The organism is Pseudomonas trivialis (genome assembly GCF_001439805.1).
Lineage (GTDB): Bacteria > Pseudomonadota > Gammaproteobacteria > Pseudomonadales > Pseudomonadaceae > Aquipseudomonas > Aquipseudomonas trivialis.
In genome coordinates, this window is sequence record NZ_JYLK01000001.1 from 295,744 (window position 1) to 318,086 (window position 22,343).

The 22,343-nt window shown below is 61.5% G+C and carries 24 protein-coding genes and 1 pseudogene; 8 read left to right on the forward strand and 17 right to left on the reverse strand.

The genetic code is table 11. The features are described from left to right. Positions 1–2: 2 nt before the first annotated feature. The 4 genes from TU79_RS01300 to exbB form a co-directional block, all read right to left on the reverse strand. Positions 3–923: a hydrogen peroxide-inducible genes activator gene (locus TU79_RS01300; RefSeq protein WP_057006348.1), complete on the reverse strand. Its 921-nt coding sequence runs from the start codon at positions 921–923 to the stop codon at positions 3–5. A gap of 153 nt (positions 924–1,076) precedes the next feature. Next, entirely contained in the window at positions 1,077–1,823 is a 747-nt protein-coding gene (locus tag TU79_RS01305; protein ID WP_057006349.1) for an energy transducer TonB family protein, read from the reverse strand. Beyond that, entirely contained in the window at positions 1,820–2,245 is a 426-nt protein-coding gene (gene exbD / locus TU79_RS01310) for a TonB system transport protein ExbD (RefSeq protein WP_003231649.1), read from the reverse strand. The genes TU79_RS01305 and exbD overlap by 4 nt, the downstream gene beginning before the upstream one ends. A gap of 6 nt (positions 2,246–2,251) precedes the next feature. Then, positions 2,252–3,223, reverse strand: coding sequence for a tonB-system energizer ExbB (gene exbB / locus TU79_RS01315; protein ID WP_057006350.1), 972 nt, complete (start codon positions 3,221–3,223; stop codon positions 2,252–2,254). 191 nt (positions 3,224–3,414) lie between these two features. On the opposite strand from exbB, the gene TU79_RS01320 reads away from it, so the two are divergent. Beyond that, positions 3,415–4,266: an SDR family oxidoreductase gene (locus tag TU79_RS01320; protein ID WP_057006351.1), complete on the forward strand. Its 852-nt coding sequence runs from the start codon at positions 3,415–3,417 to the stop codon at positions 4,264–4,266. Between the two features lie 65 nt (positions 4,267–4,331). On the opposite strand, the gene TU79_RS01325 is transcribed toward TU79_RS01320, so the two are convergent. The 6 genes from TU79_RS01325 to TU79_RS01350 form a co-directional block, all read right to left on the reverse strand. Continuing rightward, positions 4,332–5,072: a hypothetical protein gene (locus TU79_RS01325; protein ID WP_057006352.1), complete on the reverse strand. Its 741-nt coding sequence runs from the start codon at positions 5,070–5,072 to the stop codon at positions 4,332–4,334. A 55-nt stretch (positions 5,073–5,127) separates the two neighbouring features. Further along, positions 5,128–5,508, reverse strand: a complete 381-nt coding sequence (locus tag TU79_RS01330) for a RidA family protein (RefSeq protein WP_003176922.1) — start codon at positions 5,506–5,508, stop codon at positions 5,128–5,130. Between the two features lie 24 nt (positions 5,509–5,532). After that, a complete protein-coding gene (gene spoT, locus TU79_RS01335; protein WP_003231642.1) occupies positions 5,533–7,638 on the reverse strand; it encodes a bifunctional GTP diphosphokinase/guanosine-3',5'-bis pyrophosphate 3'-pyrophosphohydrolase in 2,106 nt (701 codons plus the stop codon). A gap of 60 nt (positions 7,639–7,698) precedes the next feature. After that, positions 7,699–7,962, reverse strand: coding sequence for a DNA-directed RNA polymerase subunit omega (gene rpoZ, locus TU79_RS01340; protein ID WP_003176920.1), 264 nt, complete (start codon positions 7,960–7,962; stop codon positions 7,699–7,701). A gap of 167 nt (positions 7,963–8,129) precedes the next feature. Beyond that, positions 8,130–8,750, reverse strand: coding sequence for a guanylate kinase (gene gmk, locus TU79_RS01345; protein ID WP_057006353.1), 621 nt, complete (start codon positions 8,748–8,750; stop codon positions 8,130–8,132). Between the two features lie 10 nt (positions 8,751–8,760). Continuing rightward, complete coding sequence (locus TU79_RS01350) at positions 8,761–9,624, reverse strand: YicC/YloC family endoribonuclease (protein WP_057006354.1); 864 nt, start codon at positions 9,622–9,624, stop codon at positions 8,761–8,763. Positions 9,625–9,806: 182 nt separating this feature from the next. Here TU79_RS01350 and rph point away from each other — a divergent pair, with 182 nt between their 5' ends. Next, the gene (rph, locus tag TU79_RS01355) at positions 9,807–10,529 is read left to right on the forward strand and encodes a ribonuclease PH (RefSeq protein ID WP_057006355.1); all 723 of its coding nucleotides are present in this window, start codon (positions 9,807–9,809) and stop codon (positions 10,527–10,529) included. Between the two features lie 23 nt (positions 10,530–10,552). Next, on the forward strand, positions 10,553–10,921 hold the full coding sequence (locus tag TU79_RS01360; protein ID WP_057006356.1) for a DUF4870 domain-containing protein: 369 nt from the start codon (positions 10,553–10,555) through the stop codon (positions 10,919–10,921). A 57-nt stretch (positions 10,922–10,978) separates the two neighbouring features. On the opposite strand, the gene TU79_RS01365 is transcribed toward TU79_RS01360, so the two are convergent. Continuing rightward, positions 10,979–11,758, reverse strand: coding sequence for a catabolite repression control protein Crc (locus tag TU79_RS01365; RefSeq protein WP_003195493.1), 780 nt, complete (start codon positions 11,756–11,758; stop codon positions 10,979–10,981). Positions 11,759–11,840: 82 nt separating this feature from the next. Here TU79_RS01365 and pyrE point away from each other — a divergent pair, with 82 nt between their 5' ends. Further along, positions 11,841–12,485 carry an orotate phosphoribosyltransferase gene (gene pyrE / locus TU79_RS01370; RefSeq protein ID WP_003195489.1) on the forward strand — a complete coding sequence of 215 codons (645 nt, stop codon included), beginning with the start codon at positions 11,841–11,843 and terminating at the stop codon, positions 12,483–12,485. Between the two features lie 69 nt (positions 12,486–12,554). On the opposite strand, the gene argB is transcribed toward pyrE, so the two are convergent. The 4 genes and pseudogenes from argB to coaBC form a co-directional block, all read right to left on the reverse strand. After that, positions 12,555–13,460 (reverse strand): acetylglutamate kinase, encoded by a 906-nt coding sequence (argB, locus tag TU79_RS01375; protein WP_003231632.1) that lies wholly within the window; start codon positions 13,458–13,460, stop codon positions 12,555–12,557. A gap of 20 nt (positions 13,461–13,480) precedes the next feature. After that, positions 13,481–14,896: pseudogene (locus tag TU79_RS01380) on the reverse strand (phosphomannomutase/phosphoglucomutase); the annotation flags it as partial. 246 nt (positions 14,897–15,142) lie between these two features. Next, the gene (gene dut / locus TU79_RS01385) at positions 15,143–15,598 is read right to left on the reverse strand and encodes a dUTP diphosphatase (protein WP_057006358.1); all 456 of its coding nucleotides are present in this window, start codon (positions 15,596–15,598) and stop codon (positions 15,143–15,145) included. 5 nt (positions 15,599–15,603) lie between these two features. Next, on the reverse strand, positions 15,604–16,812 hold the full coding sequence (gene coaBC, locus TU79_RS01390) for a bifunctional phosphopantothenoylcysteine decarboxylase/phosphopantothenate--cysteine ligase CoaBC (protein WP_057006359.1): 1,209 nt from the start codon (positions 16,810–16,812) through the stop codon (positions 15,604–15,606). A 152-nt stretch (positions 16,813–16,964) separates the two neighbouring features. On the opposite strand from coaBC, the gene radC reads away from it, so the two are divergent. Beyond that, entirely contained in the window at positions 16,965–17,639 is a 675-nt protein-coding gene (gene radC, locus TU79_RS01395; RefSeq protein ID WP_057006360.1) for a RadC family protein, read from the forward strand. Between the two features lie 18 nt (positions 17,640–17,657). Here the strand turns inward: radC and TU79_RS01400 are convergent, their stop codons facing one another. Continuing rightward, positions 17,658–19,250, reverse strand: a complete 1,593-nt coding sequence (locus TU79_RS01400; protein ID WP_057006361.1) for an ABC transporter substrate-binding protein — start codon at positions 19,248–19,250, stop codon at positions 17,658–17,660. Positions 19,251–19,708: 458 nt separating this feature from the next. Between TU79_RS01400 and rpmB the strand changes: the two genes are divergently transcribed. Then, positions 19,709–19,942, forward strand: coding sequence for a 50S ribosomal protein L28 (gene rpmB / locus TU79_RS01405; protein ID WP_003176907.1), 234 nt, complete (start codon positions 19,709–19,711; stop codon positions 19,940–19,942). An 11-nt stretch (positions 19,943–19,953) separates the two neighbouring features. Then, on the forward strand, positions 19,954–20,109 hold the full coding sequence (gene rpmG / locus TU79_RS01410) for a 50S ribosomal protein L33 (protein ID WP_003176906.1): 156 nt from the start codon (positions 19,954–19,956) through the stop codon (positions 20,107–20,109). 72 nt (positions 20,110–20,181) lie between these two features. Here rpmG and TU79_RS01415 read toward each other — a convergent pair whose 3' ends face one another. After that, positions 20,182–20,544 (reverse strand): cupin domain-containing protein, encoded by a 363-nt coding sequence (locus tag TU79_RS01415; RefSeq protein ID WP_057006362.1) that lies wholly within the window; start codon positions 20,542–20,544, stop codon positions 20,182–20,184. Positions 20,545–20,771: 227 nt separating this feature from the next. Between TU79_RS01415 and TU79_RS01420 the strand changes: the two genes are divergently transcribed. Then, complete coding sequence (locus TU79_RS01420) at positions 20,772–22,265, forward strand: aldehyde dehydrogenase (protein WP_057006363.1); 1,494 nt, start codon at positions 20,772–20,774, stop codon at positions 22,263–22,265. The last annotated feature ends 78 nt before the right edge of the window (positions 22,266–22,343 follow it).

The window sequence follows — 22,343 nt, forward strand, 5'->3', positions numbered from 1 at the left end:
GCTTAGCTCGCAGCGGGCGGCTTGGCCACCGAACACAGGCGGATCGAATCGGCGAGGATCTCAATGGCTTTTGGCCGTGGGAAGCTGGCACGCCAGGCGATCGCCACGGTGCGGAACGGCACCGGTGGTGTGAGTGGACGCACTTCGATCACGCCGGGGGCGTAGTGATGGCTGTCCACCGCCGACAGCGGCAGGATCGAGATACCCAGGCCGGACGCTACCATATGGCGGATGGTTTCCAGGGAGCTGGATTCGACCGTGGTGTGCTTGGCGCCGTCGTTGCCCTTGGTCAGGGTCGGGCAGGCTTCGAGCACCTGATCGCGGAAGCAGTGGCCTTCGCCGAGCAGCAGCAGGCTCTTGTCGTTGAGCAGGCCGGCGTCGATGGTGGCCTTCTGCGTCCAGGGGTGGGAGGCCGGCATCAGCACGTAGAACGGCTCGTCGTAGAGCGGCAGGGTCAGTACATCGGCCTCATTGAACGGCAGGGCGATGATGATCGCGTCCAGCTCGCCGTTGCGCAGTTTGTCGCGCAGCACGTGGGTGAAGTTTTCTTCGATGTACAGCGGCATCTGCGGCGCGACGCGGTGCAGTTGCGGAATCAGGTGGGGGAACAGGTACGGGCCGACGGTGTAGATGGCGCCGACCTTGAGCGGTGCGGTCAGCTGGTTCTTGCCGGCCTGCGCCAGTTCGCGAATGCTTTGCGCCTGCTCCAGCACCTTCTGGGCCTGGGCGACGATGCCTTCGCCTACCGGCGTGAGGCGCACGGCACTTTTGCTGCGCTCGAAAATCAGCACACCGAGTTCGTCTTCAAGCTTTTTCACGCCCACCGACAGCGTCGGCTGGCTGACATGGCAACGCTCGGCCGCGTGGCCGAAGTGTTGCTCCTGGGCGAGGGTCACGATGTAGCGTAATTCTGTAAGAGTCATAGCGGGCGTCCATGAAGTTGCGGGCCAAGCATACCGGCTGCAATCGATAGACGCACGTTATCAGAAGTTTGCGGGGGATTGAGCGGGGGCAGTCAAAGATGTGCTGAAAAACAATGTGGAAGGGGGGCAAGCCCCCTTCCACAACAGCGCCGCTTACCGGCGACGCTTTTCGATGTTGTAGACAAACGGCGCGACGATTTCGACGCTACCGCCTTTCAACATGTCCGCTGGCGGCTTGGGCAGCGGCTGGGCACGACGGATCATGTCCAGGGTCGCGCGGTCCAGGTCGGCGTTGCCGGAGCGGCCCACCAACTCATAGGACAGCACGTTGCCTTCGCCATCGACCACGAAGCGCAAGCGGTTCAAGCCTTCCTTGCCACGGGCCTGGGCGCCTGGCGGGTACTTCTTGTACTTCTGCAAATGCGCCAGCAGCGTGCCTTCCCAGGATGCCTTGGCCGCCAACTGCTGCGGCGATGGGCCGGGTGCCGGCTGCGCCGATTTTTCGACCGGGGCGTTGTTCTGCGGCGCGTCGCTCGGCGGCTGATCGGAAGGTTTCTCCTTGGGCGGCTCGGGCTTTTTCTCCACCGGCTTGGGCGGCTGCGGTTTGGGTTTGGGCTTGACCGGCTTGGGCACCTGGATGGTCGGCTTGGGCGCTTCGGCCAGTTTCGGCAGCGGCGGTTCTTCCACCGGTGCCGGCGGCGGCGTTACCACTTTTGGCGGTGCCGGTGGTGGTGGCGGCGCAGGCGCAGGTGCCAGGTCGATGACCATGGCCGCCGGCGGCAACACCACCGTACGCGGGGCCGACCAGTGGAGCGCGATGGCAATCGCGACGGCATGCACGCCCAGTACGACGGCGAGGCTGGTGCCATAACGCGTCAGTTTGTGGCGCGTCGTGATCATTTCTTGGCTGCCGTCTCAAGTCCGACCAGACCTACCTTGAGGTAGCCGGCTGCCCGCAGGGCATCCATCACGCTCATCAAGTCGCCGTAGTCCACGCCCTTGTCGGCCTGGAAGAAGATCGTCGTGTCTTTCTTGCCTTGGGTCTTGGCATCGAGCACCGGCCCCAGGGACTCAGGCTTGACCTCTTCTTCGCCCAGGAACAGACGCTGGTCCGCCTTGACGCTGAGGAAAATCGGCTTTTCCGGGCGCGGCGCCGGCTTGGCGCTGGACGCGGGCAGGTCAACCTTGATGTCCACGGTGGCCAGCGGTGCCGCGACCATGAAGATGATCAGCAGCACCAGCATCACGTCGATAAACGGCGTGACGTTGATTTCGTGGTTCTCGACGAGCTCGTCGTCGCCTTGATTCAAATGCAGGCCCATGGCCGATTACCCCACTTTTACCATCTGCGGTTGCGAGCTGCGCTCGGGAGGCAGGTGGTCGAGGTCGCGGCTGACCAGCAGCAGGACTTCCGCCGACGCATCCGACACCTGGGCCTTGTAGCCGGCAATCGAACGGGCGAAGACGTTGTAGATCACCACCGCAGGGATTGCCGCAACCAGGCCCAGGGCTGTGGCCAGCAAGGCTTCGGCGATGCCGGGGGCAACGACGGCGAGGTTGGTGGTCTGGGTTTTGGCGATGCCGATGAAGCTGTTCATGATGCCCCATACGGTGCCGAACAGGCCGACGAAGGGCGCGGTGGAACCGATGGTCGCCAGCACGCCGGTGCCGCTGCTCATGTTGCGGCCGCAGGCGGCTACCAGGCGCTCAAGGCGGAAGGCCACGCGTTCCTTGATGCCTTCTTTTTCGCGGGCGTTGGCTGACAGGCGCATTTCTTCGAGCGCGTCGTGCACCAGGGTGTTGGCCAGGGTGCCCTTTTTGGTCGCCGTTTCGCTGGCTTCCTTGAGGGTGGTGGCCTTTTTAAGGTGGACGATTTCAGTGCGCAGACGACGCTTGGCGCCCAGCAGCTCGAAGCCTTTGGCGATCCAGATGGTCCAGGTGATGATCGAGGCGATGGCCAGGCCGATCATCACGGCTTTCACCACCACGTCGGCGTTCTGGTACATGCCCCATGGGGACAGGTCGTGGGCCATGCCCAGGGTGTTGTTTTCTTCCAGTACGACGCCGGTGCCGTCGGCGGGGGCTGGCGCAGCAGGGTCGGTTGCTGCCGGCGCGGCGGCGGGTGCGGCCGGGGTCGCGGCATTTTGCTCGGCAGCGGCGGGCGTTGCGGGAGCGCTGGCGTCAGCGAATGCGGCGGTCGGTGCCAGCATTACGCTGAACAGCAACGCAGCAATCGCGCGCCAGGCGCGGGATGGGCTGTGCAGCTTGGTTGGCGAAGCGGGGGTTGTAATACGTGTCATGCTGGCCGGACCTGAGAAGAAAAAATGGAGTGATCGTCCTTCCAGACCCGTCGCGGGCCGAGGACAAATGGGCGGTCATTATTGCAAGTAATTCTTGTTAACTAAAGTGCCAGTGTTACTTTATTTCTATTTTTACTGGCCGCTGAACCCCGAGCGCAGCTAACCTGCGCCTTTGAGAATGGAGTTTTGTGATGTCTGTGCCTTCTGTTGTGATTGCCGGTTGCGGCGATGTGGGTAGTCGGCTGGCTAGCCAATTGCTGGCCTCGGGATGGGAGGTTCATGGCCTGCGACGCGATATTTCGCGCCTGCCCGAGGGCGTCATTGGCATCGCCGGCGACCTGTTCAAAAAGGATTGCCCCGACACCTGGCCGATTGGCGGGGTGGATTACCTGGTGTACTGCGCCGCCGCGACCGAACACGACGAGGCCGGCTATCGCGCGGCTTACGTGCACGGTTTGCAGCATGTGCTGGAGTGGCTGGATGACTATGGCCAGCAGCCCAGGCATCTGCTGTTTGTCTCCAGCAGCAGCGTTTACGGTCAGCAGCATGGCGAGTGGGTCGACGAAACGTCCGACACCCAGGCGCAGGGCTATTCCGGTCAGGTGATGCTGGAAGCCGAGCAGGTGGCACTCAACAGCGGCATCCCGGCGAGTGTGGTGCGCTTGACCGGCATCTATGGCCCGGGCCGTGAGTGGCTGCTGACTCAGGTGCGCAAAGGTTATCGCGTGGCGACCGAGCCACCTTTATATGGCAACCGCATCCACGCGGACGACGCGGCCGGTTTGCTGGCGTTTTTATTGCGCCATGTGGAGCAGGGCGGTTCGCTGGACAAGGTCTATATCGGCGTGGACAACGAGCCTGCACCGCTGGCCGATGTGGTGGGCTGGTTGCGTGAGTATCTGGGAGTGACCGAGTGGTCCGAGGACGCCAGTGTGCGGCGCGCGGGCAGCAAGCGGTGCAGCAATAAGCGGATCAAGGCGTTGGGATGGGAGCCGGCTTACCCAACTTATCGTGAAGGTTATGCCGCGATCCTCAAAGGCTGAGAAACACGGTCAAAAAATGTGGGAGGGGGCTTGCTCCCACATTTTGATTCGAGCTTTGGGGGTTGTTACTTTTCGAGCAACCATTGGCGAGGGCCAGGGGTAAACGACGGTACTTCGTCCGCTTGCGCCGTATTCACCGCTTGGAATATCTCAAGCTGCTTGCCCTTGCGCGCAAAAATCCACGGGTTGCCCTGGCCGTTCAGTTGCAGCCAGATGCTGTCGTAGCCGCCGCTCATCGAAGCGCAGTCGCCTGCCAGGCACAGCGAGTAACGGTCGACACCGGGCAAGCCGACAACCTTGCCGTCCGCCTGGAACTGCACCGTGGCGCCGTCGCCGAAGCCGTCGGTGATTTTCCAGTCGCCGCCCATATAGGCCCCATACAGGGCGCGTTCGAAGTTGGCGCCCAGTGGCGCGCCTTCCGGCGCAGGGTCCTTGGCGCGGGCAAACAGCTGCTCGGGTTCATTGTCGTTGGCCACTTGCAGCAGTTGCCGGCCTTTGCGCTTGAGTTCGGTGGCGGAGCTGCCGTAAAAGTCCACGCTCCAGGTGCCGGATTTCTCGCCGGCCAATTTGCCTTCAGCCACTTCAAAACCGTTGTAATAACGCGCCTGCGCGGCCTTGGTGTTGATCTCCCATTCGAGGTTCGGGCCAAAGCGCTGCAACGCTTCACGCAAAGGGCCGCCCTTGGCTGCTGCGTCGATGGCGACCTGATTGATCCAGGTGCCGCTCACATCCCTGTCGGCGGGATTGCTGGCGCAGCCGCCGAGCAACAAGGCGAGCAACGAAGAGGTTACAAGCGCTTTGCGCATCATGAAATCCTTCTGAAACGAGGTCGGCGCAGCCTGTGCGGGCTGCGCCGGGTGTTTATTCGATGACCAGGATCGCGTCCATTTCGACCTGTGCGCCCTTTGGCAGGGCAGCAACGCCGATGGCCGCGCGTGCCGGGTAAGGCTGTTCGAAATACTTGCCCATGATCTCGTTGACCTTGGCGAAGTGGCTCAGGTCGGTGAGGAAGATGTTCAGTTTGACGATGTCCTTGAACGAACCGCCTGCGGCTTCGGCCACGGACTTGAGGTTTTCGAACACCTGTACGGTCTGTGCTTCGAAGCCTTCAACCAGTTCCATGGTTTTTGGGTCCAGCGGAATCTGCCCGGACATATAGACGGTATTGCCCGCCTTGATCGCCTGGGAGTAGGTGCCGATGGCGGCCGGGGCTTTGTCGCTGGTGATTACGGTCTTGGTCATGTGTGACTCCTTGTTAGAGGTGGGTTAGGCACGCATACGGGTGATGCGGATAACCCCGATCAAAGCGCGCAGCTTTTTGATCACGCGGGCCAGGTGCACGCGGTCGTGCACACTGACCACCAACTGGACCACGCTGATGCGGCCATCGCGCTCGTCCATGCTGATTTTTTCAATATTGCCGTCGGCCGCGTTGACGCTGCTGGCCAGCAGCGCGATCAGGCCGCGCTGGTGTTCCAGCTCAACGCGCAGCTCGACATTGAATTCGCCGGTGACGTCCTTGGCCCACGAGAGCTGGATGCATTTTTCCGGGTTGTGGCGGATTTCGGTGATGTTGCGGCAGTTGTCCAGGTGCACCACCATGCCTTTGCCTGCCGACAGGTGCCCAACAATCGGGTCGCCCGGGATCGGCGTGCAGCATTTGGCATAGCTGAGCACCAGGCCCTCGGTGCCACGAATCGCCAGCGGGCCTTCGGGGCTTGGCAGCTGTTCGCCTTCGCCGAGCAGGCGACGGGCGACCACATAGGCCATGCGATTACCCAGGCCGATATCTTCCAGCAGGTCTTCGATGGTTTCCTGGCGATACTCGTGGAGCATCGCTTGCACCCGCTCGTGCGCGATCTTGTCCAGGGCGCTGTCGAAACCGTTGAGCACCTTGTTCAGCAGGCGTTCGCCCAGGCTGATCGACTCGGAACGACGTTGCAGCTTCAGCGCGTGGCGGATGTGCGTGCGCGCCTTGCCGGTGACCACGAAGTTGAGCCACGCCGGGTTCGGGCGGGCGCCCGGTGCGCTGACGATCTCCACCGTGGAGCCACTTTGCAGCGGTTCGGACAGCGGTGCGAGACGACGATTGATCCGACAGGCAATGCAGCTGTTGCCGACGTCGGTGTGCACCGCGTAGGCAAAGTCGACCGCCGTGGAGCCTTTGGGCAGCTCCATGATGCGGCCTTTGGGCGTGAACACGTAGACCTCATCCGGGAACAGGTCGATCTTCACGCTTTCAATGAATTCCAGGGAGTTGCCGGCCCGTTGCTGCATTTCCAGCACGCCCTTGACCCACTGACGGGCGCGGGCATGGGTACCTTTGGGCTGCTCGTCGCCGCTGGACTTGTACAGCCAGTGGGCGGCGATGCCGTTGTTGGCCATTTCTTCCATTTCGCGGGTGCGGATCTGGATCTCGATCGGCACGCCATGCATACCGAACAGCGTGGTATGCAGCGATTGGTAGCCGTTGGCCTTGGGAATTGCGATGTAGTCCTTGAAGCGGCCCGGCAAGGGTTTGTACAAATTATGTACAGCGCCGAGCACGCGGTAGCAGGTGTCGACCTTGTCAACGATGATGCGGAACGCGTACACGTCCATGATCTCGTTGAAGGCCCGACGCTTGCCGCGCATCTTCTTGTAGATGCCGTAGATGTGCTTTTGCCGCCCGCTGACTTCGCCCTCGATCTCGTCGATGGCCAGGCAATGGCTCAGGGACTCTTCGATCTTGTTGACGATTTCCTTGCGGTTGCCCCGGGCGCGCTTGACCGCCTGGTAGATGCGCGCCGAACGCATCGGGTGCATGGCCTTGAAGCCGAGGTCTTCGAATTCGATACGAATGGCGTGCATGCCCAGCCGGTTGGCGATGGGCGCGTAGATTTCCAGGGTTTCCTTGGCGATGCGCCGGCGCTTTTCGCCGGACAGCACTTCCAGCGTGCGCATGTTGTGCAGCCGGTCGGCCAGTTTCACCAGGATGACCCGAATGTCGCGGGCCATGGCCATGGCCATTTTCTGGAAGTTTTCCGCCTGGGCTTCGGCCTTGGTCTCGAAGTTCATCTGGGTCAGTTTGCTGACCCCGTCAACCAGTTCGGCCACGGTTTCGCCAAATTGCGCATTGAGCGCTTCCTTGGCAATACCGGTGTCTTCGATCACGTCATGCAGCATCGCGGCCATCAGGCTCTGATGGTCCATGTGCATGTCGGCAAGAATATTGGCCACCGCAAGAGGATGGGTGACATACGCCTCGCCGCTGCGTCGGCGTTGGCCGTCGTGGGCTTGTTCGGCGTAGAAATACGCTCGGCGGACCAGGTTGACCTGGTCTGGACCGAGGTAGGCCGATAAGCGATCGGCGAGGGCGTCTATGCTCGGCAAAGTGTTAACTCCTGCCGAAGGCTGTGACCCCGCGCCGTGCTACGTCGACCAGGCATAGGCTTAGACGGCCTCGTTGGACTCGTCCTCGAACGCTGCGAACAGCGGTTCGTCTTCAACGATTTCGGCGTTGGCGATGAACTCGTAGCTCATCAGGCCTTCGGCGATTTCACGCAGGGCTACAACGGTAGGCTTGTCGTTTTCCCACTGGACCAGGGGCTCTTTGCCGCCAGTGGCCAGTTGACGGGCACGCTTGGTAGAGAGCATGACCAGCTCAAAGCGGTTATCCACGTGTTCTAGGCAGTCTTCAACGGTTACGCGGGCCATGGTATTCCTCGGAGCGAATGCAAGATGCGCGCTGCCCGGCTGGGCGAGCGGACTGAGCAGTTTAAAAAAACACCAGCGTTTAGGGAAGCGCTGATTTTCGCGACACCTTCGCAAAACCGCTGCAAGTGCCAATGTAAGGCCCTTGCGGCGGTTTTGGGAAGCGTCAATCAGCCGAGCAGTTCGGCCAGTAATTTGCCGAAACGTTGCTGCTGACGCTTTTGCTGGAGCTGGTTGGCGCGGAAAATCGCCTTCAAATCGTCCAGCGCGTGGGCAAAATCGTCATTGATGATCAGGTAATCGTAGTCGACGTAGTGGCTCATTTCGCTGACGGCTTCGCGCATGCGGCCTTCGATGATCTCGTCGCTGTCCTGGCCACGGTTGGTCAGGCGCTGGTGCAAGGCTTCGAGCGAGGGCGGCAGAATGAAGATCGAACGCGCCTTGGGCATGAGTTGGCGTACTTGCTCGGCGCCCTGCCAGTCGATTTCCAGGATCAGGTCATGGCCTTCGTCCAGGGTCTGCTGCAGGTGGCTTTGCGAGGTGCCGTAGAGGTTGCCGAACACTTCGGCGCGCTCCAGAAAGTCGCCGTGTTCGATCATCCTGACGAACTCGGTGCGCTCGACGAAGTGATAGTGCACGCCGTTCACTTCGCCCGGGCGCATGGCGCGGGTGGTGTGGGAGACCGAAATGCGGATCTGCTCGTCAGCGTCGGTCAAGGCCTTGACCAGGCTGCTCTTGCCCGCGCCCGAAGGGGCGGAAATGATGTAAAGGGTGCCGGTGCTGTGGGTCATGAAGGTTGCCTTACTCAATATTCTGTACTTGTTCGCGCATCTGCTCGATCAACACTTTGAGGTTGACCGCCGCCGTGGTGCTGCGCGGGTCAAACGCCTTGGAGCCGAGTGTATTGGCTTCGCGGTTGAGTTCCTGCATCAGGAAGTCCAGACGCCGACCGGCGGCGCCGCCGGACGTGAGCACGCGGCGCACTTCGAGGATGTGGGTGCTGAGACGGTCGAGTTCTTCGGCGACGTCGCTTTTCTGCGCCAGCAGCACCATTTCCTGCTCCAGGCGCACGGGGTCGAGGTCGGCCTTCATGTCGGTGAAGCGGTCGAGCACCTTCTGGCGCTGGGTGGCGAGCATCTGCGGCACCAGCTCGCGCAGAATGACCACGTCGGCTTCGATGGAGGTCAGGCGCTCGCTGATCAACCGCGCCAGCTCGGCGCCTTCGCGCTCGCGGCCGGCCTTGAGCTCCTTCAAGCCCTGGGTGAACAGCGCTAGGGCCTGGGCGTTGAGGGCCTGCGGGTCGCTGGCGTCGGCCACCAGCACGCCGGGCCAGGCCAATACTTCAAGCGGGTTCAATGCCGCCGGCTGCTTGATCAGGCCGGCGATGGTTTCGGCGGCGGCGACCAGTTGCGCGGCGCGCTCGCGGTCCACTTGCAGCGGCTTGCCGGTGGTTTCTTCGGTAAAACGCAGGGTGCATTCCAGCTTGCCCCGCGAGATGCCCTGACGCAGGGCTTCACGCACGGCGCCTTCGAGGTCGCGGAACGATTCCGGCAGGCGCAGGTGCGGCTCCAGGTAGCGGCTGTTGACCGAGCGCAGCTCCCAGCTCAGGGTGCCCTGGGCGCCGGCTTGTTCGACGCGGGCGAAGGCGGTCATGCTGTGCACCATGGAGGTACCTCGCGTTGCAGCCCGCACACACGGGCTGATGGTTAAGAAGGCGCAGGATTGTAGCGCAGTGGGGCGGGTGCGCCCAAACCCGAGCATTCGTAACCGGATTTTAAGAAGTGCCCCGAATCGGTTCGCGGCTCTATAATGCTCGGCAGTTTTCGTCCTCAGTACAGGAATCCCCTATGAAACGTCCAAGTGGTCGCGCTGCCGATCAGCTCCGCTCGATCCGCATCACCCGCAACTACACCAAACACGCCGAGGGATCCGTACTGGTCGAGTTTGGCGATACCAAGGTGATCTGCACCGTCAGCGTCGAAAACGGCGTGCCGCGCTTCCTCAAGGGTCAGGGCCAGGGCTGGTTGACCGCCGAGTACGGCATGCTGCCGCGCGCTACCGGCGAGCGTAACCAGCGCGAAGCCAGTCGTGGCAAGCAGGGCGGGCGTACCCTGGAAATCCAGCGCCTGATTGGCCGCTCCCTGCGCGCGGCCCTGGACATGTCCAAGCTGGGCGACGTGACCCTGTACGTCGACTGCGATGTGATCCAGGCCGACGGCGGCACGCGCACCGCGTCCATCACCGGCGCCATGGTGGCCCTGGTGGATGCGCTCAAAGTCATCAAGAAGCGCGGCGGTCTCAAGGGCGGCGACCCGCTCAAGCAGATGATCGCCGCCGTGTCGGTGGGCATGTACCAGGGCGAGCCTGTGCTGGACCTGGACTACGTGGAAGACTCGGCCGCCGAGACCGACCTCAACGTGGTGATGACCAGCACCGGTGGCTTTATCGAAGTACAGGGCACCGCTGAAGGCGCGCCATTCCAGCCGGCCGAGCTGAATGCCATGCTGGCCCTGGCCCAGAAAGGCATGACCGAGATTTTCGCACTGCAGAACGCCGCCCTGGCTGACTGAAATCCGCCTCAAGGAGAAGCGCCATGAATGACCAGCAACTACCGGTGCCCACGCCTTCGTACGAAGTGCGCCAGGGAGCAATGTTGTGCCATCTCGCGGCGTTTCTGGGGTTCGTGTTCCCCTTCGGCAGCGTCGTGGGGCCGCTGATCCTGTGGCAGATGAAGAAGGAAGTGGACCCGTTCATTGATGACCAGGGCAAGGAAGCCTTGAATTTCCAGATCACCGTGGCCATCGCCTGGATCGTCTGCATCGTGCTGGCGTTTGCAGTCATCGGGTTTTTTCTGATGACGGCCCTGGCCGTCGCCAGTGTGGTGCTGACGATCATTGGCTCGATCAAGGCCAACAAGGGCATCGCCTATCGCTATCCCTTGACTTGGCGACTGGTCAAATAATGAGCGCCCACAAAAAAACCGACAGCGATGTCGGTTTTTTTGTGCCTGGAAAAGACCTCAGATGGTCAGGGTCCAGTCGTAGTCCACGATCAGCGGCGCGTGCTGCGAGAAGCGCGGCTGACGCGGCAGGCGTGCGCTGCGAACGAACCGGCGCAGCCCCGGGGTCAGCAACTGGTAATCGAAACGCCAGCCCAGGTTGAGCATCTCGGCCTGTTCGTTGTCCGGCCACCAGCTGTACTGATCGCCTTCACGGCTGACTTCGCGCAGGGCATCCACATAGCCCATGTTGCCGACAATCTCGTCCATCCAGGCCCGTTCCGGCGCCAGGAAGCCCGGGGATTGCTGGCTGTCGCGCCAGTTCTTGATATCCAGCTTCTGTTGCGCCACGTACAGCGAGCCACAATAAATGTACTCGCGACGTTTACGCCGCTGTTTATCCAGGTAACGGGCGAAATCGTCCATTAGCTTGAACTTCTGGTTCAAGTCTTCATCGCCGTTCTGCCCCGAAGGGAGCAGCAAGGTCGCGATGCTGACCTTGTCGAAATCGGCTTGCAGGTAGCGCCCGTAGCGGTCGGCTGTCTCAAAGCCCAGGCCGCTGATGACCGCCTTGGGTTGCAACCGCGAGTACAAAGCCACGCCACCTTGGGTGGGTACTTCGGCATCGCAGGCATAAAGGAAGTAGCCATCCAGTTGGAAGGCTGGGTCGTCCAGTTCAAAGGCGGAGGCGCGGGTGTCCTGCAGGCAGATGACGTCGGCATTCTGTGCTTGCAGCCAACTGAGCAAACCACGCTCGACTGCCGCCTGAATACCATTGACGTTCACACTGATGATCCGCATAAATGGCCCCAAAAATCGCGTGCGTGTATGATACACGCCGTCTACCTAATTAGCTAAATCCGTGGTATCTGAGGCTTTTTTCATGCAGGCGTATCAACGCGATTTCATTCGTTTTGCCATCGATCGCGGCGTTTTGCGCTTCGGTGAGTTCACCCTGAAGTCCGGGCGCACCAGCCCCTACTTCTTCAATGCAGGCTTGTTCAACTCGGGTTCGGCCCTGGCTCAGTTGGGTCGTTTCTACGCGGCCGCCATCGTTGAAAGCGGGATTTCCTTTGACGTGCTGTTCGGCCCGGCCTACAAGGGCATCCCCCTGGCCGCCGCGACCGCCGTGGCCCTCGCCGAACACCACGGGCAGGATCTGCCTTGGTGTTTCAACCGCAAGGAGGCCAAGGCCCACGGTGAAGGTGGCAGCCTGGTGGGCGCACCGCTGACCGGCGATGTGCTGATCATCGACGACGTGATCACCGCAGGCACGGCGATCCGCGAAGTGATGCAGATCATCGCTTCCCAGGACGGCGCCAAGGCCGCCGGCGTGCTCATCGCGCTGAACCGCCAGGAGCGCGGCAACGGCGAGTTGTCGGCCATCCAGGAAGTGGAGCGCGATTTCGGTATTCCGGTGGTAAGCATCGTGTCGCTGAATCAGGTGTTGCAGTTCCTGGAAGATGATCCGCAGCTCAAGCAGCATTTGCCGGCGGTGCGTGCATACCGCGAGCAATTCGGCGTCTGACACCGATAGCTCTGTGTCAGAAAGATAATGTGGGAGGGGCTTGCTCCCACATTTTGATTACGGCGTTGTTCAGGGACGCTTGCGATTACTGATCAGCGTGCCCACACCGGTGTCGGTGAAGATTTCCAGCAGGATTGCATTCGGCACGCGCCCATCCAGAATCAGCGAGCTGCCGACGCCGCCCTGCACCGCTTCCAGCGCACAACGAATCTTCGGCAGCATGCCGCCGTAGATGGTGCCGTCAGCGATCAGCTCATCCACTTGCTGCGTGGTCAGGCCGGTCAGCACCTTGCCCTCCTTGTCCATCAAGCCGGCGATGTTGGTCAGCAGCATCAGCTTTTCAGCCTTGAGCGCTTCTGCCACCTTGCCCGCCACCAGGTCGGCGTTGATGTTGTAGGACTCACCGTTGGCGCCCACGCCGATGGGCGCGATCACCGGGATAAAATCGCCCTTGACCAGCAGGTTGAGCAGGTCGGTGTTGATGCCGATCACTTCGCCCACCTGGCCGATGTCGATGATTTCCGGCTGAGTCATCTCTGGCGTCTGCCGGGTCACGGTCATTTTTTTCGCCCGGATCAGCTCCGCGTCTTTACCGGTCAGGCCGATGGCGCTGCCGCCATGGCGGTTGATCAGGTTGACGATGTCCTTGTTGACCTGGCCGCCAAGGACCATTTCCACCACGTCCATGGTCTGCGCGTCAGTGACGCGCATGCCATCGATGAAATGACTCTCGATCGACAAGCGTTTGAGCAGGTCGCCGATCTGCGGGCCGCCGCCGTGCACCACCACCGGGTTGATGCCCACGGCCTTCATCATCACGATGTCGCGGGCAAAGCCGGTTTTCAGCTCCTCGCTTTCCATGGCATTGCCGCCGTATTTGATCACCAGCGTCTTGCCGACGTAGCGTCGAATATAGGGCAACGCTTCGGACAGGACCTTGGCGGTATTGGCAGCGGCTTCGCGTTCGAGGGTCATTCAGGGCTCCGGGCAAAAAATCAGAACGGTAATTGGAGATCAGGGGCAACACGTTTCAACTGGGCGTGGAACACGTCCTTGATGCGCTGCAACTCAGCCTCGGTATCCGCCTCGAAACGCAGGACCAGCACCGGCGTGGTGTTGGACGCGCGAACCAGGCCCCAGCCTTTGGCGTAATCGACTCGCACACCATCAATGGTGGTCAGGTTGGCGCCTTCGCCCCATTGTGCATCGTGCAATGTGTCAATGATGCTGAATTTGCTCTCCTCGGTCACATGGATATTGATCTCTGGCGTGGAAATATCATTCGGGAAGGTCTGAAACAGCTCTTCGCAGGTGGATTTTTCCTTGCTGAGGATCTCCAGCAGACGCGCAGCGCTGTAGATGCCGTCGTCAAACCCGAACCAGCGCTCCTTGAAGAACACATGGCCACTCATTTCGCCGGCGAGCAGAGCGCCGGTTTCCTTCATTTTCTTTTTGATCAACGAATGACCGGTCTTCCACATGAGCGGACGACCGCCGTATTCCTTGATCAGCGGCGTCAGGCGGCGGGTGCATTTGACGTCGAAGATGATCTCGGCGCCAGGGTTGCGCGCCACTACGTCGCGGGCGAACAGCATCAGCAGGCGGTCCGGAAACACGATCTCGCCGGTTTCAGTCACCACACCGACACGGTCGCCGTCACCGTCAAAGGCCAGGCCCACATCGGCGCCGACTTCCTTGACCTTGGCGATCAGGTCCACCAGGTTTTCAGGTTTGCCCGGGTCCGGGTGATGGTTGGGGAAGTGGCCATCGACGTCGCAGAACAGCGGGATCACTTCGCAGTTCAGCGCTTCGAGCAGTTGCGGGGCGATTACGCCGGCCGCGCCGTTGCCGCAGTCCACCACTACCTTGAGGCGGCGTGCGAGTTTGACGTCACGGGTGATTTCATCGGAGTAGCGCTGCAGGATGTCGACCCGGGTGATGCTGCCCTGGCCGCTGGTCAGGTCATTGGTCTTCAGGCGCGTGTGCAGGGCCTGGATCTGTTCGTTGGCCAGGGTGTCGCCGGCAATGACAATCTTGAAGCCGTTGTAGTCGGACGGGTTGTGGCTGCCGGTCAGCATCACGCCGGATTTGCCGGCCAGTACGTTGGCCGCGTAGTACAGCGCTGGCGTGGGCACCAGGCCGACGTCACTCACATGGCAGCCGCTGTCGGCCAGGCCCTGGATCAGTTGCTCCACCATCTCCGGGCCGGACAAGCGCCCATCGCGGCCCACCGACACGTTCGGCTCGCCCTGGGCCAGGCTCTGGGCGCCGATGGCGCGGCCGATCCAATAGGCGGTTTCGGCGGTCAGGGTCTTGGGCACAACGCCACGAATGTCGTAGGCGCGGAAGATGCTGTCGGGAAAGGTCGGGGCGACGCGGGGTGCGGTACTCATCGCGGGGGGAATCTCCATAAGAAAGGGGCAAAGCTGGCCTTTAACTGACTGACCGGCAGGCTCAAACTGAAGGGTATGACGGCGTTTTCGGCGGGGAGTTCGTAGTGCAAAAAGGCCATCGGCGTGTGGGCTTCCGCCTTATTAAAGCGTAATGCTTTGATTTTGCTGAGAAAATCTCGCCGGTTAAAACTGCGTATTCTTCATTCTGAAAAGCCATGCGGTGGCGTCTGGCCGGATAAACGCATCCGGCCAGGTTCAGCTTAGTCAGTGGCTGCCGGAATGCCCAAAACCACCTGCGCCGCGTTGTGTTTCGTCAAATTCCTCGACCAGTTCGAATTGCGCCTGCACCACGGGCACCAGCACCAGTTGGGCGATGCGCTCGCCCACGGCAATGTTGAACGCGGTCTGGCCGCGGTTCCAGCACGACACCATCAGTTCACCCTGGTAGTCAGAGTCGATCAGGCCCACCAGGTTGCCCAGCACGATGCCGTGTTTGTGGCCAAGGCCCGAGCGCGGCAGGATCAGCGCGGCCAGACCCGGGTCGCCCACGTAGATCGACAGGCCGGTAGGAATCAGGATCGTCTGGCCAGGTTCGAGAACGGTGTCCTGCTTGAGCATGGCGCGCAGGTCCAGGCCGGCTGAACCGGGAGTGGCGTAGGCGGGCAGCGGGAAGTCGGTGCCGAGGCGGGGGTCGAGGATCTTGGCTTGCAAAGCGTGCATGGAAATTAAACCTGGTTCAGCCGTTGGGCGATAAAAGAGATCAGTTGGCGGGCAATCTTGCCCTTGCTGGTCTGGGCGAAAAGGGTGGCATGCAGCTCGCGGTCAATCACGCTGCAGGCGTTTTCCTCGCTGTTGAAGCCGATGCTGGGGTTGGCGACATCATTGGCAACGATCAGGTCGAGGTTTTTGTCTTTCAGTTTGCGAGCGGCGTAGTCGAGCAAGTGCTCGGTTTCGGCGGCGAAACCGACGCTGAACGGGCGATCCGGGCGGGTGGCGATGGTGGCCAGGATGTCCGGGTTGCGCACCATTTGCAGGAGCAGGCCGTCACCGCTCGTAGGGTCTTTCTTGAGCTTTTGCGGGGCGATGACTTCCGGGCGGTAATCCGCAACCGCTGCCGAGGCGATAAACAGGTCGCACGGAATCGCGGCTTCACAGGCCGCCAGCATGTCCCGGGCGCTGACTACGTCGATTCGCGTGACGCGATCGGGGGTCGGCAAATGCACCGGACCGGTGATCAGGGTGACGCGTGCGCCTGCCTCGACCGCCGCTTCTGCCAGCGCAAAGCCCATTTTTCCTGAGCTATGGTTGGTGATGTAGCGCACCGGGTCGATGTTTTCCTGGGTCGGGCCGGCGGTGATCAGTACGTGTTTGCCGGTCAGGGCCAGGTGCTGGAAGCACTCGGCGGCGCACAGCGCCAGGTCGTTGGCTTCGAGCATGCGGCCCATGCCGACGTCGCCGCAGGCTTGGCTGCCGGACGCCGGGCCGAACACTTTCAGGCCACGGCTTTGCAGGAGCTGGGTGTTGGCCTGGGTGGCCGGGTCGCGCCACATGGCCTGGTTCATCGCCGGGGCGATGGCGACGGTGGCGTCGGTGGCCAGTACCAGGGTGGTCAGCAGGTCATCGGCAATGCCCTGGGCCAGACGGGCGATCAGGTCGGCGGTGGCCGGGGCGATCAGCACCAGGTCGGCCCATTTGGCCAGTTCGATATGGCCCATGGCGGCTTCGGCGGCCGGGTCCAACAGGTCCAGGTGAACCGGGTGGCCGGACAGGGCCTGCATGGTCAGCGGCGTGATGAACTCGCTGCCGCCGCGCGTCATGACCACCCGCACTTCGGCGCCCTGGTCCAGGAGCCGGCGAACCAGCTCTGCGCTCTTGTAGGCGGCAATGCCGCCGCCGACGCCGAGAACGATGCGTTTCCGATACAGACGCTGCATTGGTTTGCCTTTCCAGTTCAGTGAAGCCAGTTCAGTGACGCCTGCGATGCCTGCTCCCCAGGTGAAATCGCAGGCAAAAAAGAGGGCCTACGATAACACAGCGTCCGCCTGGCAACAGCGGCGCGCAGGGTGCATATGGAGAGGGACGTGACATGAGTATTCGCGATTGGCCAGCCGCTGAACGGCCGCGGGAGAGACTTCTGGAATGGGGCGCGGCGAGTCTGTCCGACGCCGAGTTGCTGGCAATCTTCCTGCGCACAGGGGTGTGCGGTTTGAGCGCGGTGGACCTGGCGCGCCACTTGTTGACGCGTTTTGGCGGCCTGCGCCCGCTGCTGGAGGCCAGCCAGGCACTGTTCAACCAGCAACTGGGCCTGGGCCCGGCAAAATACGCGCAACTGCAGGCGGTGATGGAAATCGCCCGGCGCCATATGGCGGAAGGTCTGCGCCATTATTCGGTGCTGGAAAGCCCCGAAGCCGTGCGCGATTACCTCAAAGCCCTGCTGCGCCATGAACCTCACGAGATTTTTGGCTGCCTGTTTCTCGATTCAAGGCACCGCGTGCTGGGTTTCGAGGCCTTGTCCCAAGGCACCATCGACAAGGCGCAGGTGTATCCCAGGCAGGTGGTCAAGCGTGCACTGGCCTACAACGCGGCGGCGTTGATCCTGTGTCACAACCATCCTTCGGGCAGTGTCGAGCCCAGCGCGGCTGATCGAAAATTGACCAGGACCTTGCAAGATGCTCTGGAAATGGTGGACGTGCGGGTACTGGATCACATCATTGTGGGGGACGGTGATCCATTGTCGATGGCGGAGTACGGGTGGATGTAACGCCACCCGCCGCAACGATTACGGTTTGACGTTGACCCTGGAGAAATCCTGCCGGCCAAACGGGCTCACCTGGTACCCCTCGACATTCTTGCGCGTCAGGGCAAACGCTGTCGGATGTGCCAACGGCAACCACAGCGCCTGCTGCTGGATCTGCGCCTGGGCCTGCTGATACAGCTTGCTGCGCACCCCTTGCTCGCTGGTGGTCTTGCCGGCGCTGATGAGTTTGTCCAGCGCAGGGTCGCAATAGCGGGCGAAGTTGGTGCCGGATTTGACTGCCGCGCAGGAAAACTGCGGGGTCAGGAAGTTATCCGGGTCGCCATTGTCACCGGCCCAGCCCATGAACAGCAGGTCATGCTCACCGGCCTTGGCGCGGCGGATCAACTCGCCCCATTCGATCACGCGGATTTCGGCCTGGATGCCGACCTTGGCCAGGTCCGCCTGCAACAGTTGCGCACCCAGATTCGGGTTGGGGTTCAGCAGGCTGCCGGTGGGTCGCGTCCAGATGGTCGTCTTGAAGCCGTCCTTGAGCCCGGCACGCGCCAGCAGGGCCTTGGCCTTGGCGAGGTCCTGTGGATAACCCGGCAAGTCCTTGGCGTAGCTCCAGGTATTGGGCGGGAACGGACCGTTGGCTGCTTCGGCGGTGCCTTCAAACACCGCTTTAAGGTAGCTGTCCTTGTCGAAGGCCAGGTTGATCGCCTGGCGCACTTCCGGTTTGTCCAGCGGCGGATGCTGGCTGTTGATGGCGACGAAGGCGGTCATGAACGCTGCGTTTTTTTCCACCTTGAGCGCCGGGTCTTTCTCGGCTTCGCCTACATCCAGCGGCTTGGGCGACAGGGCGATCTGGCATTCGTCACGGTGCAGTTTCTGCAGGCGCACGTTGGCGTCCGGGGTAATGGCAAAGATCAGGTTGTCCACCGCCGGTTTACCGGCGAAGTACTCCGGGTTGGCCTTGTAGCGCACCACGGCGTCCTTCTGGAACCGCGTGAAGATGAACGGGCCGGTGCCGATGGGCTGGCTGTTGAGCTTCTCCGGGGTGCCGGCCTTGAGCAGTTTGTCGGCGTATTCGGCCGGGTAGATCGAGGCAAAGCCCATGCTCAGCGCCGCGAGGAAGGTCGAGTCGGCGTGATCCAGGGTAAAGCGCACCGTCAGCGGGTCGAGGGCATCGATCTTCTTGACCAGCGTGGGCAATTGCAGGGATTGCGCGTGGGGGAAGCCGCTCTGGGCGATCTTGTGCCATGGGTTGGCCGGATCGAGCATGCGTTCGAAGCTGAAACGCACGTCTTCCGCCGTGAGGGTCCGGCTCGGGGTGAAATAGGCGGTGCGATGGAATTTCACGTCGGGGTGCAGCTTGAAGGTGTAGATCAGGCCGTCCGGCGAAACGTCCCAGCTGTCCGCCAGGCTCGGCACCAGCTTGCCGCTGGTCGCGTCATAGTCCACCAGGCGGTTCATCAGCACATCGGCCGAGGCATTGGTGGTGGTCAGCGAGTTGTACTGCACCACATCGAACCCTTCGGGGCTGGCTTCGGTGCACACGCTCAGGTTGGTGGCCGCAGACGCCAGCGGGGCGATGAAGAGAGGGGCTAGCAAGAGCGGCAGGGCAGCGAGGCGCATGGTCGGTTTCCTTTGCAGATCGAAGGCCCATCTGCGAGTGCAGTCTGGAAAAGTCCTACCGTAGTGGTCTGATGAATAAATGACTAGCCCATTTTTGCCTGTGCTTTTGCCGCAAATGCTGTTTTGATGGCGTCCCAGACGGTTTCGCGCTGCCCTCTGCGGTGCGCGCGAGCCCTGGAAATCATTCTGTGCGACGAGCGGTCGGCTGTGACAGCGGCCCCTCCTGGCAACGGTTCAGGCGACAACTGCGCAGATTTACTCCGGTAAAAACATATGGGCTGTTGTTGCGCCAGGGTCTTTCTGGTATAAAGCAGCGCTCTTTTCTAGGGGCCCGGTTCCTTCACTGTAGGTGTAGCCGGTAAGACCCTTAAAGAAACGCGGCGCCTGGCGCCAAATGACTGAGAGATTAAGCGGCCAACCCATGCCGGGTTGGGCATGTGGTTTTAGAGGGCTGAGGCATGTCGAGAGTCTGTCAAGTTACCGGTAAGGGTCCGGTGACTGGGAATAACATTTCCCACGCAAATAACAAAACCCGTCGTCGTTTCCTGCCGAACCTGCAGCATCACCGCTTCTGGGTTGAAGAAGAGAAACGTTTTGTTCGCCTGCGTGTATCTGCCAAAGGCATGCGTATCATCGACAAGCGTGGCATCACTGTCGTGCTGGCCGAAATCCGCGCCGCCGGCAAGATCTAAGGAGCTCTATCATGCGTGAATTGATTCGAATGATCTCTAGCGCCGGTACTGGTCACTTCTACACTACCGACAAGAACAAGCGTACTACCCCGGACAAGCTCGAAAAGAAAATGTTCGACCCGCGCGTTCGCAAGCACGTGATCTACAAAGAAGGCAAAATCAAGTAATTGGTTTTCCTCCTTGTGAAAAAAAGCCCGTCTCTCACGATTCGGGCTTTTTTTTGCCTGGGATTTGCCTGATCAGGCTTTCTGTTCGAACACCACGTAGATCTTGCGGCACGTCTCCAGCACTTCCCAGGTGCCGGTGAAGCCGGCCGGTATCACAAAGCGGTCGCCAGCGCGCAGGGTCTTGGCGTTGCCGTCCGCATCGCGTAACACCGACACACCCTGCACAATCTCGCAGTACTCGTGCTCGGTGTAGTTGACCTTCCACTGCCCGACCTCACCTTCCCACACCCCGGCGCTCAGTTGGCCGCACGGACTGTTGTAGTGGTTGTAGAGAGTCTGTTCGGGATCGCCCTTGAGGATTTTTTCGGCGGCGGGGCGATAGCGTTCGGGGGCGGTGCTGGCTTGGCTGAAGTCGACGATATCCTGGATGCTCATGTGCGTGTCCCGTCTGGCCTGCGGTAGGAGAGCCCAAAGTCTATGTTTATTAAAATGAACATCGCAAGGGCGTTTTCCGGCGTTATGTCAAATATATTGAAACATCACCAGCCGCTGGTTTAGGGTGGCAGCTGCCTTGAGCCGAACAGCAGGCTGGACGGGCACGCATTCTTTAAGGCTGCCGGGCGATCGCCCCGGCCCTTCATTCATAAGAGGAGGACACTCGCATGACCACCCTGACCCGTGCCGACTGGGAACAACGCGCCAAGGACCTGAAGATCGAAGGTCGCGCCTACATCGATGGCGAATACACCGCCGCCGTTTCCGGTGACACCTTCGAATGCATCAGCCCGGTCGACGGCCGTCTGCTGGCCACCATCGCCAGCTGCGACGTCGCCGACGCCCAGCGCGCCGTCGAAAACGCCCGCGCCACCTTCAATTCCGGTGTCTGGTCGCGTCTGGCGCCGGCCAAGCGCAAAGCCACCATGATCCGTTTCGCCGCGCTGCTCAAGGCCAATGCCGAAGAGCTGGCGCTGCTTGAGACCCTGGACATGGGCAAGCCGATCAGCGACTCCCTCAACATCGACGTGCCCGGCGCCGCCAATGCGCTGAGCTGGAGTGGCGAGGCGATCGACAAGATCTACGATGAAGTCGCCGCCACCCCGCACGATCAATTGGGTCTGGTCACCCGGGAGCCGGTCGGCGTGGTTGGCGCCATCGTGCCGTGGAACTTCCCGCTGATGATGGCCTGCTGGAAGCTGGGCCCTGCGCTGTCCACCGGTAACTCGGTGATCCTCAAACCGTCCGAAAAATCCCCGCTGACCGCCATCCGTATCGCCGCCCTGGCCGTTGAAGCCGGTATTCCCAAAGGTGTGTTCAACGTACTGCCGGGCTACGGTCACACCGTGGGTAATGCGCTGGCGCTGCACATGGACGTCGACACCCTGGTGTTCACCGGTTCGACCAAGATCGCCAAGCAACTGTTGATCCGCTCCGGCGAATCGAACATGAAGCGCGTGTGGCTGGAAGCCGGCGGCAAGAGCCCGAACATCGTGTTCGCCGATGCACCGGACCTGCAGGCTGCCGCCAAATCCGCCGCCAGCGCCATCGCCTTCAACCAGGGCGAGGTTTGCACCGCCGGCTCGCGCCTGCTGGTCGAGCGTTCGATCAAGGACAGCTTCCTGCCTCTGGTAATCGAAGCCCTCAAGGGCTGGAAGCCAGGCAACCCGCTGGACCCGGCCACCACTGTGGGGGCGCTGGTGGACACCCAGCAGATGAACACCGTGCTGTCGTACATCGAAGCCGGCCATGCGGACGGTGCCAAGCTGGTCGCCGGCGGCAAGCGCATCCTCGAGGAAACCGGTGGCACCTATGTCGAGCCGACGATCTTCGACGGTGTGACCAATGCCATGAAGATCGCCCAGGAAGAGATCTTCGGCCCGGTATTGTCGGTGATCACCTTCGACAGTGCGCAAGAGGCGGTCAGCATCGCCAACGACACCGTCTATGGCTTGGCCGCTGCGGTGTGGACTGCCGATATCTCCAAGGCGCACCTGACCGCCAAGGCGTTGCGTGCAGGCAGTGTGTGGGTCAACCAGTACGACGGCGGCGACATGACCGCGCCGTTTGGTGGCTTCAAGCAGTCGGGTAACGGCCGCGACAAGTCGCTGCATGCGTTCGACAAATACACCGAACTGAAGTCGACCTGGATCAAGCTCTAAGCCACACCGCTGTCCAAAAATGTGTGCCTTGTGGGCGCTCACGATTTTTGAAATGCGGTTAACTGTGGGAGGGGGCTC

Coding starts and splice junctions, on each gene's coding strand:
- TU79_RS01415 (WP_057006362.1), bottom strand. CDS start 20,544: ATGAGCATCCAGGATATCGTCGACTTCAGCCAAGCCAGCACCGCCCCC.
- exbB (WP_057006350.1), bottom strand. CDS start 3,223: ATGACACGTATTACAACCCCCGCTTCGCCAACCAAGCTGCACAGCCCA.
- rpmG (WP_003176906.1), top strand. CDS start 19,954: ATGCGTGAATTGATTCGAATGATCTCTAGCGCCGGTACTGGTCACTTC.
- exbD (WP_003231649.1), bottom strand. CDS start 2,245: ATGGGCCTGCATTTGAATCAAGGCGACGACGAGCTCGTCGAGAACCAC.
- TU79_RS01320 (WP_057006351.1), top strand. CDS start 3,415: ATGTCTGTGCCTTCTGTTGTGATTGCCGGTTGCGGCGATGTGGGTAGT.
- TU79_RS01330 (WP_003176922.1), bottom strand. CDS start 5,508: ATGACCAAGACCGTAATCACCAGCGACAAAGCCCCGGCCGCCATCGGC.
- TU79_RS01325 (WP_057006352.1), bottom strand. CDS start 5,072: ATGCGCAAAGCGCTTGTAACCTCTTCGTTGCTCGCCTTGTTGCTCGGC.
- radC (WP_057006360.1), top strand. CDS start 16,965: ATGAGTATTCGCGATTGGCCAGCCGCTGAACGGCCGCGGGAGAGACTT.
- TU79_RS01420 (WP_057006363.1), top strand. CDS start 20,772: ATGACCACCCTGACCCGTGCCGACTGGGAACAACGCGCCAAGGACCTG.
- pyrE (WP_003195489.1), top strand. CDS start 11,841: ATGCAGGCGTATCAACGCGATTTCATTCGTTTTGCCATCGATCGCGGC.
- rph (WP_057006355.1), top strand. CDS start 9,807: ATGAAACGTCCAAGTGGTCGCGCTGCCGATCAGCTCCGCTCGATCCGC.
- TU79_RS01360 (WP_057006356.1), top strand. CDS start 10,553: ATGAATGACCAGCAACTACCGGTGCCCACGCCTTCGTACGAAGTGCGC.
- dut (WP_057006358.1), bottom strand. CDS start 15,598: ATGCACGCTTTGCAAGCCAAGATCCTCGACCCCCGCCTCGGCACCGAC.
- TU79_RS01300 (WP_057006348.1), bottom strand. CDS start 923: ATGACTCTTACAGAATTACGCTACATCGTGACCCTCGCCCAGGAGCAA.
- coaBC (WP_057006359.1), bottom strand. CDS start 16,812: ATGCAGCGTCTGTATCGGAAACGCATCGTTCTCGGCGTCGGCGGCGGC.
- rpoZ (WP_003176920.1), bottom strand. CDS start 7,962: ATGGCCCGCGTAACCGTTGAAGACTGCCTAGAACACGTGGATAACCGC.
- gmk (WP_057006353.1), bottom strand. CDS start 8,750: ATGACCCACAGCACCGGCACCCTTTACATCATTTCCGCCCCTTCGGGC.
- TU79_RS01350 (WP_057006354.1), bottom strand. CDS start 9,624: ATGGTGCACAGCATGACCGCCTTCGCCCGCGTCGAACAAGCCGGCGCC.
- argB (WP_003231632.1), bottom strand. CDS start 13,460: ATGACCCTCGAACGCGAAGCCGCTGCCAATACCGCCAAGGTCCTGTCC.
- TU79_RS01400 (WP_057006361.1), bottom strand. CDS start 19,250: ATGCGCCTCGCTGCCCTGCCGCTCTTGCTAGCCCCTCTCTTCATCGCC.
- TU79_RS01365 (WP_003195493.1), bottom strand. CDS start 11,758: ATGCGGATCATCAGTGTGAACGTCAATGGTATTCAGGCGGCAGTCGAG.
- rpmB (WP_003176907.1), top strand. CDS start 19,709: ATGTCGAGAGTCTGTCAAGTTACCGGTAAGGGTCCGGTGACTGGGAAT.
- TU79_RS01305 (WP_057006349.1), bottom strand. CDS start 1,823: ATGATCACGACGCGCCACAAACTGACGCGTTATGGCACCAGCCTCGCC.